Source organism: Devosia oryzisoli, assembly GCF_014837245.1.
GTDB classification, from domain to species: domain Bacteria; phylum Pseudomonadota; class Alphaproteobacteria; order Rhizobiales; family Devosiaceae; genus Devosia; species Devosia oryzisoli.
In genome coordinates, this window is sequence record NZ_JACYFU010000002.1 from 628,993 (window position 1) to 642,987 (window position 13,995).

Consider the following 13,995-nt stretch of genomic DNA (forward strand, 5'->3'; position numbering starts at 1 on the left):
CACCCCACCCTCGGTCCCTCCCCATCGAGGGGAGGGATGCGCCAGCACGGGCGTCTCGGTTCCGGCGTCTCCCTCCCCCTTGTGGGGAGGGATCAAGGGTGGGGGTGAAGGTCCATCCTCCGGAGCGACTTCGCGAGGTTCACCATGCTAGGCTACATCCTGCGCCGCCTCGTTTCCGTTGCGGTCACCTTCATCGTGGTATCGCTGATCATCTTTTTGATGATGCACTCCATTCCCGGCGGGCCGTTCGATGCGAATGACATGCCGGTGTCCGAGGCCGTACGGGCCAAACTGATGGCGCAACTGGGGCTCGATCAGCCGCTTTACGTGCAGTATTTCCGCTATATGTGGGGCGTGCTGCATTTCGATTTCGGCGTGCCCTACCAGAGCCCGGGCGAAACCGTGCTGCAACTGCTCTCGCGGGCCTGGGTGCCAAGCCTGGTGCTGGGCGGGCTCGGGGTTCTCATCGGCGCGCCGCTCGGGATTCTCCTCGGCATGGCCGCCGCGCTCAATCGCAACAGCTGGATCGACTACATCGCCTCGGCGCTCGCGACGCTGGGGCTGACGGTGCCGGTCTTCGTCACCTCCATGCTGCTGATCCTGATCTTCGCCGTCTGGCTCAACTGGTTGCCGGCCAGCGGCTGGCCCGACCCGGAGCGCTGGATCCTGCCCGTGGCCGCCTATGCCGCCATTCCGCTCGCCACCTATGCCCGCTACACCCGCGCGGCGATGCTCGACACCATGAGCCGCCAGTTCGTGACCGTGCTGCGCGCAAAGGGACTTTCGGAGCGCCGCATCATCTTCCAGCATGTGCTGCGCAACTCCGCCATTCCGCTGGTGACGGTGTTCCTGCCCATGTTCATCGGCACGGCCACTGGCTCCATCTTCGTCGAGGCGATGTTCCGCGTGCCGGGGCTGGGCGCCTACTTCGTCTCTTCCATCGAGGTCCGCGACTACCCCCTCGAAATGGCGCTGATGCTGATGATCACCTTCATGTACTGCATTGCCTACCTTCTCTCCGACGTCGTCTATGCCCTCATCAACCCGCGCATCCGCATAGGAGGCGCCGAATGACCGACCTGCCCGTCGACCTGCCCCCACCCCGCACGCGCGGCCCGATCTGGTTCGCCTGGCAGCGGTTCCGCTCCAACAAGGCGGCGGTCGGGGGCGGCATCGTCCTCGCCATCCTGATCCTGATGGCGATCTTTGCGCCGCTCATCACTCCTGCTCCGCCCGAAGGCCAATTGTTCCTCACCGAAGCCCTGGCCTTCCCCTCGCCCGCGCACTGGTTCGGCGTCGACAATCTGGGGCGCGATTTTTATACGCGCATCGTCTACGGCGCTCGCGTCTCGCTTTCCATCGGTTTCATCGCCGCGGCGTTTTCCGTAGTGATCGGCATCCCGCTCGGGGCACTGGCCGGGTATTTCGGCGGCCGCACCGACTGGATCATCATGCGGGTGATCGAACTCTTCTCCGTCGTGCCGCCGCTCCTTGCCGCCATGTTGCTCGGCACGCTGACGCGGGGCGGGTACACCACCATCGTCTTCATCGCCGCCCTGTTCGGCTGGGTGCAGGTGTGCCTCCTGGTGCGCGCACAGGTAAAGGCGTTCCGCGAAAAGGAGTTCGTGCGGGCCGCGCAGGCGCTGGGCGCCTCATCCTGGTACATCATCTGGCGGCACCTCATTCCCAATTCGGTCAGCCCGATCATCGTGGGGTTCGTGCTCGCCATCCCGCTCGCCATGATGCTGGAAGCCTCGCTCAGCTTCCTCGGCATCGGCGTGCCCCCGCCGACCCCGACCTGGGGACAGATGATCAGCGAGGGCATCGACTACATGTTCTTCTATTGGCACCTGGCGCTGTTCCCCACAGCGGCGCTGGCCATCACCGTGCTCGCCACATCGCTCTTCGGCGATGGCCTGCGCGATGCGCTCGATCCCACCCTGAAAGGCCGCTGAATCGTGTCCGACAATCTCGCCCGTCACTTTCTCCTGCGCGAGGACGTGACTTTTCTCAACCACGGATCGTTCGGCGCCTGCCCGCGCCCGGTGTTCGAAACCTACCAGGCGTTCCAACTCGAACTCGAGCGCGAACCGGTGGAGTTTTTGGGCCGCCGGCTGACCGAAAACATGGCGGTGCCGCGCCGCGCATTGGCCGCCGAACTGGGCACCAGCGCCGACAACATCGTCGGGCTCACAAATGCCACGACGGGGCTCAACATCGTCGCGCAGTCGCTCGACCTCAAGCCGGGCGACCAGATCCTCACCACCGACCACGAATATTCGGCGCTCGAAAAGACCTGGGCCTATGTCTGCCGCAAGACCGGCGCCGAAGTGGTGGTCGTCACCATCCCCCTGCCCCTCGTCGAGGAGGCGCAGTTCACCGATGCCATCATCGCCGGCATGACGGACAAGACGCGCGTCCTCTTTCTCAGTCACATCACCTCGCCGACTGCGCTGGTGTTTCCCATCGAGCGGGCTGTGGCCGAGGCGCGCCGCCGGGGTATCTGGTCGGTGATCGATGGCGCGCATACGCCCGGCCATATTCGGCTCGATCTCGATGCCCTTGGTGCCGATTTCTATTCGGGCAATTGCCACAAATGGATGATGGCGCCCAAAGGCTCCGCCTTCCTTCATGCCCGCCCCGAGGTTCAGGGCCTCCTCGATCCGCTGGTCATCAGTCACGGCTGGACGGCCGACTCCAAATTGCCCGGCGCCAAGGGTGCCTTCGGCAATTCGCCATTCATCGATGAAATCGAAATGCAGGGGACGCGTGACCCCTCGCCCTGGCTGACCGTCCCCGCCGCGATCAAGTTCCGGCAGGAAAACGACTGGTGGGCCATCGCCGACCATTGCCGCGCGCTGGCGCAGGATACAGCCCGGCGCCTAGGCGAACGCACAGGGCTCGCGCCGCTCAGCGCGCCGCAATTCTGCGCCCCGCAAATGGTCGCCATGCCCATTCCCGACTGCGATGCCCCGGCGATCCATACGACGCTGTTCGAGCGCTACGGCATCGAAATCCCGGTGTTCAAATGGCAGGATCGCTGCATCGCGCGCCTGTCGGTCCAGGGCTACAACTCCAAGCCGCAGATGGACAGGCTGATCGACGCGCTCAGCGAGCTGCTGAACCTCAAGGCGCCGGAAGCCGCCTGAGACTGAGGTACTGACAAACGCGCGTGGATATGGTGTGAGTGGCGGGCATTCCTGTGCCCTGGAGGACAGACCGGAGTTGAGTCGGGAAACGGCCCTTCGATACCTCGAGCCGCTCGAAAACCGCACGCGCAACGTGGCGGTGCTCGATGCGCTTGCCGAGATGGTGGAGCGTGCCGGCCTCGGCATCGGGGACCGGTTGCCGCCCGAAATATCCCTTGCGACCTCGCTCGGCGTCGGGCGCTCCACCATCCGCGAAGCGCTCAACCGCTGGGAGGGCCTCGGCATCATCCGGCGGCGGCGGGGCGATGGTACCTATCTGGCCGCCCGCGTCCAGACGTCGCGCGGCCTCGTGCCCACCATGGTGCGCCTCGAGGGCGAAGCCCTGCTGCGCCTCATGGAAATCCGCCGCACCCTCGAAAACGATGTGGTGCGCAAGGCCGTCGCCAAGGCCAGTACCACCCAGCGCGCCGAAATATCCCGCCTCTGCACGCTGCTCCTCAAGGAGGTCGATGCCGGCCGCCCCTGGCGCACCGCCGATCACGCCTTCCACCAGGCGATCTACGACGCCACCGGCAACCCCATGTACGGCCAGTTGCTGCTCAACCTCGACCACGCGCTCGAACGCGGCGGCTCCTCGCCCTTTGCCGCCGACGCCTTCGGCCTCGACTCCTTCCCCATTCACCGCGATCTGGCGGACGCCATCCTGATCGGCGACGCGCCCGCCGCCATCGATGCCATCAACCGCCTGCTCGACACGGTGGAGGCGGAAGTGCGCGCCATCATCGAGGGTGGAAAACTGGGCTGATCGCCCCCCACCGCCACCTTGACGCCCGTCCCGATTTCCCGCATCTATGCGCTTGCCCGGGCGGGTGTAGCTCAATGGTAGAGCAGAAGCTTCCCAAGCTTACGACGAGGGTTCGATTCCCTTCACCCGCTCCAGCGATCCCCTTCTTTTCCCCAGACGCCAGAGCCCGTCTCTCGCGCAGATCGGCGCACGAAATGCCTCGATCTTTGCTCTCGCTTGCTACAGGCGGCGCAGCGGCGACTCACGCCGACTGGCGGCGGACGATTTCGAAGCCGATATCGTGGACCATCGCCGTTTCGGGGCTGGCCGCGAAGCGCGCGAGGAGGGCGTTGGCTGCTGTCTGGCCCAGGATCTGGCGGTCGATGCGCACGGTGGTCAGCGCGGGGACGGTACTTGCCGCGAACTCCTGGTCGCCAAAGCCGATGATGGCAATATCTTGCGGAACGCACAATCCGCGCGCCGTTGCCTCGACCAGAGCGCCTTGGGCGAACTGGTCTGAACTGCAGAAAATCACCGAGCCGCGCGGCAGATTTCGGTCCAGCAGTTGGGCCAGGCCTTCGCGCCCCAAGCCCAGCGTCGCATGCGCGGCGAAGTCTGCGGCTTGTACCTTGGTTCCGGTCAGCCGCTCGTATCGGTGGGCGAAGGCATCGCGCCGGCATATGGCGCGCTCGTCGCCGGCGGTAATGGTCGCGGCATGGGCGTACCCGGCCCCGACTGCAAAGTCTGCCGCCACCCGCCCTGCTTCCTTGTGGGAGAACCCGACGCAGCAGTCGATGGGCGTATCGGTGACATCCCAGATTTCGACCACCGGAATGCCCGCATTGTGCAGCATGCGCCGGGACCCGGCGGAGTGGCGGACGCCGGTCAGCAACATGGCATCCGGACGGCGCGACAGGTGCGTCGCGATGGCCTTTTCTTCGCGATCAAGCTCCAGGCCCGTCTCGGACAGCATGATCTGGTAGCCGCGATCCCACATGATCTCGGAAAAGGCGTGCAGCACGCTTGCATAGACGATGTTGGTGACCGAAGGGACCAGGGCCGCGATCAGCCTGGACTTGCTCGAGGCCAGCGCTCCGGCGACCGCATTGGGGACATAGCCGGTCCGCTCGATGGCGTTCCTTATGCGCTCGAGCGTTTCGGGAGAGACTTTATCGGGCGTCGAGAGCGCCCGCGAGACCGTGACCTGCGAGACGCCGGCCAGCCGGCCAATCTCGGCCATGGTAACCCCACCACCGCGCCTGGTCTGGAGTGGGTCCGGCGACTTGTCTGTCATGCCATGCTTCTCGTCATTCACCCCGTCACGCCAGGCTGGTGGCCATGCGCGTCACCAGGATCACCTGCCCTTATCGCCTAACCGCTGCCGGCAGGCAATGTATACGGATACATACCAGCTGTAGACCAGAACCGTCATTGCATCATAACTGCGATCTGTGCAGGGCCCTCGCGAGTTGACAGCCACAAATGTATGCGCATACACGTGGCGGTTGAGGGAGGATTCCATGGATAAGTTCCCACGCAAGGATGCGGCGCGCCTGCGGTCCGCCCGCTGGTTTGCGCCCGATGACCTGCGCAGCTTCGGGCATCGCTCGCGCATGATGCAGTTGGGCTATTCGGAAGAGGATTTCATGGGGAAACCCGTGATCGGCATCCTCAACACCTGGTCCGAGCTCAATTCCTGCCACAGCCACTTTCCGGAACGGGTCGAGGCCGTGAAGCGTGGGGTGCTGCAAGCCGGTGGCCTTCCAGTGGAGCTGCCGACGCTTTCGGTCGACGAGAGTTTCACCAAGCCCACCTCCATGCTCTATCGCAACATGCTCGCCATGGAAGCGGAGGAGACAATCCGCTCGCACCCACTCGACGGCGTGGTGCTGATGGGCGGTTGCGACAAGACCACGCCGGGCCTTGTCATGGGCGGGATCACCGCCGGCGTGCCGATGATCTATCTGCCCGCAGGACCTATGCTGCGCGGCAACTATGCCGGAAAGACGCTCGGCTCCGGCTCGGATGCCTGGAAATACTGGGACGAGCGCCGGGCCGGCAATGTCAGCGACGAGCAATGGCGCGGTGTACAGGGCGGCATTGCCCGCTCTGCCGGCGTCTGCATGACAATGGGCACGGCCTCGACCATGACGGCGATCGCCGACGCGCTGGGACTGACCCTTCCCGGAGCCTCGTCCATTCCGGCGGTGGATTCGGCGCATGGCCGCATGGCGTCCGAGTGCGGCCGGCGCATCGTCGACATGGTCTGGGAGGACCTGACGCCGGACCGGATCGTTACCGAGGCCTCGATACGCAATGCAGCCATCGTCGCTATGGCGACGGGCTGTTCCACCAATGCGGTGGTGCATCTCATCGCCATGGCGCGTCGGGCGGGTGCCGGCCTGACGCTGGACGATCTCGATGCGCTTGGACGCAACACGCCGCTGCTCGCCAATGTGCGCCCGTCCGGCAAGGACTACCTGATGGAGGATTTTTATTTTGCCGGTGGCCTTCTGGCTCTCGAAAAGCAGATTGCTGACCGCCTGGACCTTTCGGCCATCACGGCCAACGGCCGGACGCTGGGCGAGAATATCGCCGGCGCCGTAGTCTACAACGACGACGTGATCCGCCCACTCAGCAACCCGGTCTACCACGAAGGTTCGCTCGCCGTATTGCGCGGCAATCTCTGTCCCGATGGCGCCATCATCAAGCCCGCGGCCTGCGATCCCAAATACTATGTGCATCAAGGGCCGGCGCTGGTCTTCGACTCCTATCCGGACATGAAGAAGGCCATCGACGACGACGATCTCGACGTTACGCCCGATCATGTTCTGGTGCTGCGCAATGCCGGGCCGCAGGGCGGTCCGGGCATGCCCGAATGGGGCATGCTCCCCATTCCCAAGGCGCTGATCAAGCAGGGGCACCGCGATATGCTGCGGATATCGGACGCCCGTATGTCTGGAACCTCCTATGGCGCATGCGTGCTGCACGTGGCCCCCGAAAGCTTCGTGGGGGGACCGCTGGCGCTTCTGCAAACCGGCGACATCGTGCGGCTGGACCTGCCCAACCGCCGCCTCGACATGCTGCTGCCGGACGGGGAAATCGAGCGGCGCCGCGCGGCGTGGGTGCCTCCGGCGCCGCTGTTCGAGCGCGGCTGGGGGTGGATGTATTCAAAACATGTCACGCAGGCCGACAAAGGCTGCGACTTCGATTTCCTCGAGCGCGACTTCGGCCGTGCCGCAGGCGAACCGGATATTTTCTAGGAAAGGCCCACCATGGCACTCTCTCTTGAACAGGCCCTGACCGGGATTTCCGGCATTCTCGTCACGCCCTATGACGACAACGGTGACGTGGCGCCTCACAAGCTGGCGCCGATCGTGGACCGCGCGCTGCGGGCGGGCCTGCACATGCCGGTGGTCAACGGCAATACCGGCGAGTTCTATGCGCTGACCACCGAGGAGGCCTCGGTCATGGTGCGCGAGGTGGTGCGCCTGGTGGACGGTCGGGCGCCAGTTCTGGCCGGCATCGGGCGCGGCATCCGCGACGCCATTGCGCTGGCCCGAACCTCCGCGGACGCCGGGGCAACCGCGCTCATGGTGCATCAGCCGCCCGATCCCTTCGTTTCGCCCCGCGGCATCGTCGATTATCTCAAGGCAATAGCCGACGCCTCGGGCGGCCTGCCGATGATGCTCTATCTGCGCAATGACACCATCGGCACCAGAGCTATCGCCGAGCTTTGCGCCTTGCCGCAGGTCAGGGGTATCAAATGGGCCACGCCCAATCCGCTTAAACTTGCCGAAGCCAAGGCCGCCTGCCGTCCGGACCTCGTCTGGGTCGGTGGCCTGGCCGAGATTTGGGCGCCGGTCTTCTATTCCGTGGGGGCGCGGGGGTTCACCTCGGGGCTGATCAATGTCTGGCCGGAACGGTCTGTCGCCATTCATGCCGCACTCGAAGCTGGGAACTATACGGAAGCGAACGAGCTCATTGCGGGCATGAAGGCTTTCGAGGACATCCGCGCCGAGGAAATGAACGGCACCAATGTCACCGGGGTGAAGGCGGCGCTCCTGGCGCTGGGGCGCGACTGTGGCCCGACCCGCCCGCCCTCCGCCTGGCCGCTGACGGCGGACCAGCAAGCCAAGCTCGACACCTTCATCTCCCGAAACAAGCTGAGCTGAGAGCATCAAGATGGACGATACACTGCGCAAGGACCTGATGAGCGTTTCGGTCGCTACGCTGGCCACGGCGCTGTTCAAGCGCGGCCTGCGCAATCAGGTGATCCAGGGCGTCCATCCGGTCAGACCCAAAGGCGTGAACATGGTGGGTCCAGCCTACACGCTGCGTTACATTCCGGCGCGCGAGGATCGCAACCAGCTCAGCCAATTCCGTAATCCCGAACACCCGCAGCGGGTCGCCGTGGAATCCTGCCCCGCCGGCCATGTGCTGGTCATGGATAGCCGTAAGGACCCGCGCGCCGCGTCGGCCGGCGACATTCTGGTCACCCGTCTGATGGTGCGCGGCGTCGCTGGCGTGGTGACCGATGGTGGCTTCCGAGATGCTGCCACGATCGGCGGCCTCGATATCCCGGCCTATCACACCCGTCCCTCGAGCCCGACCAACCTTACCCTGCACGAGGCTCTCGACCTCAACGTGCCGATCGGCTGCGGCGACGTGGCCGTGTTCCCAGGAGACATCGTGGTCGGCGACGACGATTGCGTCATCGTCATCCCCCGGGACATCGCCGAAGAGGTGGGCGCCGAGGCTCTTGAAATGACCGCCTACGAGGACTTCGTCGTGGAGAAGGTCAAGGCCGGAACGCCGATCATCGGTCTCTACCCCCGCACCAAGGAAGAATTCGCAGGCGAGTTCGACGCCTGGCGAAAGCGCAACAACCGCTGATCCAGCGTCCAACGCGCCGCCGCGGGCGTGATGACCACCCGGCTGCGGAGCAATTGGACTTGGCCGTCCCAGGCGCTGGCGAATCTACCCGCACACGCCCTGATCCCGGCGGCCTCGAAAGTCACCCGCCGAACTTCACCAGGATCTTGGTGAAATCGGCCGGTGCGGCGTCCCACTCGGCAAGGGCCGTGGCAGCGGCATCAAGGGCGACGACGCGAGAGACGATGCGGTCCCCAGCCTGAGGGTGATCGCGCAGATAGCCGACAACATCGGCGAAATCCTGCGGCAGCGCATTGCGCGAGCCGCGAATGTCGATCTCCTTGGTGATGAAGTGCTTGGTGTCATAGGCGATCGGCGCCTTGGCATAGCCGATATAGACCACGCGCCCACAGCTTCCCACCACCTCCACCGCCTGCCGAAAGGTCGCCTCGGCGCCGACCGCCTCGATCACCACTTCAGGCCCTTCCGGAGCAATCGCGGCGACCGCTTGAGCAATGTCGCCGCCCGCCAGGATGGCGTGTTGCGCCCCGAGCGCCTTCGCCGTTTCGAGCTTTTGCGCGCTGAGGTCCACGGCAATCACCCGGGCGCCCCGCCGCAAGCCGCCGATGATGACGCCGAGCCCGATCATGCCGCAGCCGAGCACCAGCACGGTCTCGCCCTCTTCCACCTGGGCGCGGTTGACCGCGTGAAAGCCAACGGCGCAGGGCTCGATCAGCGCCAGGTCGCGCAGGGCCAGCCCATCGACCGGTATCACCTTGCCGCGCGGCACCACCACCCGTCCGGCCATGGCGCCTTCGCGCTGCACGCCCATGGTCTGGTTGTTGACGCAGGCATTGGGCCGGCCGGTGCGGCAGGGCCGGCACTGCCCGCAATTGAAATAGGGGAGCACCGTCACCGCCTGCCCCACCGCGACGTCGTCGACCCCCGTACCCACGGCGCTCACCGTGCCCGAAATTTCGTGCCCGGGCACGCGCGGATAGCTCACCAGCGGATTGAGCCCGCGATAGGAGGTGAGATCGGAACCGCAGAAGCCGACATAGGCGAGGTCGATGGCAACCTCGCCCGGGCTGGGATCAGGCGCGGCAATGTCCACCAGTGCCGCCTTGCCCGGTTCCAAGATCGCCAATGCCTTCACGGTGCCTCTCCTCGTCCTCGCCGTGCCCATGGCATAGCGCGCGGGCACGGCGCCGCAAAGGCCGTCAGACTATGAAAACGTCAGTCTCCGGCGGCGGTCAGGAGGCTGGCATTGCCGCCTGCCGCCGTGGTGTCGATGCACACATGCCGCTCCTGCACCAGGCGGCCCCCATCGCGGAAGCTCGTGAGCAGCGGCAGGATCGCTCCCTCGCGTGCAGCCAGCCGGCGCCGCACGGCTCGCAACGCTTCTCCCTCGCCGAAACAGGCGACGCCAGCGATTTCAGGCTGCTCAATTGCCCCCATATCCCCAATGAGCGGCGTGCAGCCGGCTGCCTCGACCATCTCCCTCTGGTAGTCGATATCGGCCTGCTCCGGCCCCAGACACAGCACCAGGCCACGCGGCAGGGTGCGCAGCGTGTTGCTCTCTCCGGTCGGCCCGGGCAGCACCGTGCTTTCCAGCACCGAAGCGGTTGCGGCTTGCGTGAACCGCGCCACGTAGTGCGGCCCGCCGGCCTTGGGGCCAGTGCCCGAAAGGCCTTCGCCGCCAAACGGCTGCGACCCCACCACGGCGCCGATTTGGTTGCGGTTGACATAGATATTGCCTGCATGAACCGCCGAAGACAGGTGTTTCACGCGAGAGGAAATGCGCGTGTGCAGGCCAAACGTCAGGCCGTAACCGGACGCATTGATCGCTGCGACGACCTTGTCCAGATCCTCGGCGCGATAGGTCGCGACATGCAGGACGGGTCCGAAGATTTCTTCGGGAATGTCTTCGACGCCTCTGACGCGCAGCACGGTGGGCGGCACGAAAATACCCGACGCCGGCGACACCAGCCGATGCAGCACGCGCCCCTGCCGTGCCGCCACATAGGACTCGATCTTGTCACGGGCCGCTTCGTCGATGATCGGCCCCACATCGGTCGAGAGCGCCCAAGGGTCACCGAGGCGCAGCTCGTCCATTGCGCCCTTGAGCATGCTGATCAGCCGGTCGGCCGCATCCTCCTGCACATAAAGGATGCGCAGCGCCGAACAGCGCTGCCCGGCTGACTGGAAGGCCGACGCCACGATATCGCGCACCGCCTGTTCAGGCAGCGCGGTGGAATCGACGATCATGGCGTTGAGCCCACCGGTCTCGGCGATCAGCGGCGCCTTGGGGTCAAGATGCTCGGCCATGGTGCGATCGATCCGATGGGCCGTAGGCAAAGATCCCGTAAAGGCCACGCCGGCAATACGCGCGTCGCTGACCAGCGCCTGCCCGACATCGGGACCGCCGGGCAGGAGTTGCACGGCATCCTCCGGAATGCCCGCCTCATGCATCAGTGCCACGGCGCGGGCAGCAACCAGCGGCGTCTGCGGCGCGGGCTTGGCGAGCACGGGATTGCCTGCCACCAGCGCCGCAGCGATCTGCCCCGTGAAAATTGCCAGCGGGAAATTCCACGGGGAGATACAGGCGAAGGGTCCGCGCGGTGCCTCGGTGGCCGCCGCGCTATCGTGGGCATAGTAGCGCAGGAAATCCACCGCTTCGCGGATTTCGGCCACTGCATCGGGCAGCGTCTTGCCCGCTTCCCGGGCAAGGAGCGCGAGGAGTTCGGGGAAATGGCTCTCGTAGAGGTCAGCTGCCGCCAGCAGCCGCTCTGCCCGCTGCCGCACGTCGACCGATGACCACGACGAGGCTTCCGCCCGGCCGATCGCGGCCGTGACGTCGCCGGCCGTGGCAAGCGCGATGGTCCCTACGACATCGTCCCGTTTTGCCGGATTGCGCACCTCCACCACTGGCGCATCGGCTGAACCAAATGCCCAGCGGTGCTGGTGAAACCTGCCGCGCTCCGTTTCTAGGGTCGCCAGCGCCAGCGGATCGGTCAGGTCGAGCCCGGCCGAGTTGCGGCGGGGCGCAAAAATGTCGGCGGGCTGAGGGATGGCCGGATTGGCAAGCGTGCCATCGAGCGCAAGCAACCGCCCGACAGGGTCCTCGGCCACCTTTTCGGGCGGAATGTCTTCGTCGGCGATTTGGTAGACGAACGAACCGTTCGCGCCATTTTCCAGCAGCCGCCGCACCAGATACGCCAGAAGGTCCCGGTGCGCCCCCACCGGGGCATAGATGCGCGTCGTCGTGCCGAACCGCTGGCGCAGCACATCGTGCAGCTGTTCGCCCATGCCGTGCAGACGCTGGAATTCGAACCGATCGGTGCCCCGTCCGGCCTTTGCGGCCAGATGCAGCACCGCGACCGCCGTGTGCGCATTGTGCGTGGCAAACTGCGGGTAGATGCGCTCGCTCTGGAACAGCCGCCGCGCCGCCGCGATGTAGCTCACATCCGTGGCCGCCTTGCGGGTGAACACCGGAAAGCCCGGCAGCCCCATGACCTGCGCGCGCTTAATCTCGGCGTCCCAATACGCGCCCTTGACGAGACGCACCATGATCCGCCGGTCGAGTTTTTGCGCCGTCGTATCGAGCCAGTCGATCAGGGGCAGCACCCGCTTGCCATAGGCCTGCACCACGACGCCGAAGCCGTCCCATCCGGCCAGTTCCGGCGTCTCCAGCACGGCCTCGATCACATCGAGCGAGAGATCGAGCCGGTCGGCTTCCTCGGCATCGATGTTGAACCCCATATTGGCCCGCGCGGCCTCGATCGCCAGCGCCCTCGTGGCCGGCACCAGTTCCGCCATCACGCGCTCGCGCTGCGCCACTTCGTAGCGCGGATGGAGCGCGCTGAGCTTTACGGAGATGCCGGGATTGTCGCGTACGCTGTCGCCCGTGCAGTGCGGCGCCAGGGTCAGAATGGCGCGGCGGTAGGCCTCGAAATAGCCCCGGGCGTCTTCCGCCGTGCGCGCCGCTTCGCCCAGCATGTCGTAGGAGAAGCGATAGCCCTGGGCCTGAGGCTTGCGGGCGTTGGTGATCGCCTCGTCGATGGTGCGGCCGAACACGAACTGGCCGCCCAGCAGCCGCATGGCCTGCGCCACCGCCGTGCGGATCACCGGTTCGCCCAGCCGCGCCACCGCGCGATGCAACGCACTGCGCGGCCCGACCTCGGGATCGCCGAGCACGTCCGCGGTCAGGTCGAGCGCCCAGGACGAGAAATTGACGAGCCGGTTGTCGGACTTGCCGAAGTGTTTCGCCCAGTCGGCGCCGCCGACCTTGTCGTGGATCAGGGCGTCCACGGTTTCGCTGTCCGGCACCCGCAACAGCGCCTCGGCCAGGGACATCAGCGCGACGCCCTCCTCGGTCTCGAGGCCATATTCGGAGAGAAAGCTCTCCATCAGCCCCAGTTCGCCGGCGGCCCGCACCTGTTTGACCAGTTCCGCTGCCGCTTCGGAAATCCGGCTTCGATCAGCACCCTCGAGTGCTGTCTTGGTGATCAGCGCCCTGACCAACTCGGCTTCGGGTGCATAAAGTGAGGCACGCAGGGCATTGCGGGCGGCAGCTTGGTCCATGGCAGCTCCGGGGACAACAGGTGCTCCAAATCTACTCCAGTCCCGATAGCCCTTCCGACCATTCTGGTGGCTTCTGACGGGTCTATGGTATGTTCGCGGCCAAATCAGCAGGATTTTCGCCTATGAAGCCGCCCCCTGAGAGTGAACTGGACCAGATCGACCGTCGCATCCTGGAGGAGCTGTCAAAAAACGGCCGCATCAGCGTTGCTGAACTCAGCCGCCGGGTCCACCTGTCCAAGACCCCCTGCCAGGCGCGCATCAGGAACCTTGAAAAACAGGGCGTCATTCTCGGCTACCGTGCCGTCCTCAATCCCGATCGCCTCGGACTGCCGCACGTCGCCTTCGTCGAAGTGCGCCTCACCGATACCCGCAAGGCAGCTCTGGCGGCGTTCAACGCGGCGGTCCGGCAGATGCCGGAAGTTGAACAGGCGCACATGATCGCCTCGAGCTTTGATTACCTGCTCAAGGTCCGCACGCGCGACATCGCGGCCTATCGCGAGGTGCTGGGCGAAAAGATCTCTGCCCTGCCCTATGTCGCGCACACCTCGACACACGTCTCGATGGAGGCGGTCAAGGACGACGCGGCCGAACGCGCCTAGCGAG

Annotated in this window: 11 protein-coding genes and 1 tRNA gene; 9 read left to right on the top strand and 3 right to left on the bottom strand. The window is 65.6% G+C overall.

Annotated elements, in window-relative coordinates; genetic code table 11:
• Nucleotides 1–144 precede the first annotated feature (144 nt).
• The 5 genes from IC608_RS09725 (at nt 145) to IC608_RS09745 (ending at nt 4,088) form a co-directional block, all read left to right on the top strand.
• Nucleotides 145–1,074 carry an ABC transporter permease gene (locus tag IC608_RS09725; protein WP_191774896.1) on the top strand — a complete coding sequence of 310 codons (930 nt, stop codon included), beginning with the start codon at nt 145–147 and terminating at the stop codon, nt 1,072–1,074.
• Nucleotides 1,071–1,955: an ABC transporter permease gene (locus IC608_RS09730; protein ID WP_191774897.1), complete on the top strand. Its 885-nt coding sequence runs from the start codon at nt 1,071–1,073 to the stop codon at nt 1,953–1,955. The genes IC608_RS09725 and IC608_RS09730 overlap by 4 nt, the downstream gene beginning before the upstream one ends.
• A gap of 3 nt (nt 1,956–1,958) precedes the next feature.
• On the top strand, nt 1,959–3,149 hold the full coding sequence (locus IC608_RS09735) for an aminotransferase class V-fold PLP-dependent enzyme (RefSeq protein ID WP_191774898.1): 1,191 nt from the start codon (nt 1,959–1,961) through the stop codon (nt 3,147–3,149).
• A gap of 76 nt (nt 3,150–3,225) precedes the next feature.
• On the top strand, nt 3,226–3,954 hold the full coding sequence (locus tag IC608_RS09740) for a FadR/GntR family transcriptional regulator (protein WP_191774899.1): 729 nt from the start codon (nt 3,226–3,228) through the stop codon (nt 3,952–3,954).
• Between the two features lie 60 nt (nt 3,955–4,014).
• Nucleotides 4,015–4,088: transfer RNA gene (locus tag IC608_RS09745), tRNA-Gly, on the top strand.
• A 107-nt stretch (nt 4,089–4,195) separates the two neighbouring features.
• Here IC608_RS09745 and IC608_RS09750 read toward each other — a convergent pair.
• Complete coding sequence (locus IC608_RS09750; RefSeq protein WP_210316285.1) at nt 4,196–5,227, bottom strand: LacI family DNA-binding transcriptional regulator; 1,032 nt, start codon at nt 5,225–5,227, stop codon at nt 4,196–4,198.
• Nucleotides 5,228–5,453: 226 nt separating this feature from the next.
• Between IC608_RS09750 and araD the strand changes: the two genes are divergently transcribed.
• From araD to IC608_RS09765, 3 genes are read left to right on the top strand one after another with little or no spacing between them, the layout of a single operon-like run.
• Entirely contained in the window at nt 5,454–7,196 is a 1,743-nt protein-coding gene (araD, locus tag IC608_RS09755) for an L-arabinonate dehydratase (RefSeq protein ID WP_191774900.1), read from the top strand.
• Between the two features lie 12 nt (nt 7,197–7,208).
• Nucleotides 7,209–8,108 (top strand): dihydrodipicolinate synthase family protein, encoded by a 900-nt coding sequence (locus tag IC608_RS09760; RefSeq protein ID WP_191774901.1) that lies wholly within the window; start codon nt 7,209–7,211, stop codon nt 8,106–8,108.
• Nucleotides 8,109–8,118: 10 nt separating this feature from the next.
• Entirely contained in the window at nt 8,119–8,829 is a 711-nt protein-coding gene (locus IC608_RS09765; protein WP_191774903.1) for a ribonuclease activity regulator RraA, read from the top strand.
• A 121-nt stretch (nt 8,830–8,950) separates the two neighbouring features.
• On the opposite strand, the gene IC608_RS09770 is transcribed toward IC608_RS09765, so the two are convergent.
• Both IC608_RS09770 and putA read right to left on the bottom strand, forming a co-directional pair.
• Nucleotides 8,951–9,964: an alcohol dehydrogenase catalytic domain-containing protein gene (locus IC608_RS09770; protein WP_191774905.1), complete on the bottom strand. Its 1,014-nt coding sequence runs from the start codon at nt 9,962–9,964 to the stop codon at nt 8,951–8,953.
• Between the two features lie 80 nt (nt 9,965–10,044).
• Nucleotides 10,045–13,392 (bottom strand): bifunctional proline dehydrogenase/L-glutamate gamma-semialdehyde dehydrogenase PutA, encoded by a 3,348-nt coding sequence (putA, locus tag IC608_RS09775; protein ID WP_191774907.1) that lies wholly within the window; start codon nt 13,390–13,392, stop codon nt 10,045–10,047.
• A gap of 122 nt (nt 13,393–13,514) precedes the next feature.
• Between putA and IC608_RS09780 the strand changes: the two genes are divergently transcribed.
• Entirely contained in the window at nt 13,515–13,991 is a 477-nt protein-coding gene (locus IC608_RS09780; RefSeq protein ID WP_191774908.1) for an Lrp/AsnC family transcriptional regulator, read from the top strand.
• The last annotated feature ends 4 nt before the right edge of the window (nt 13,992–13,995 follow it).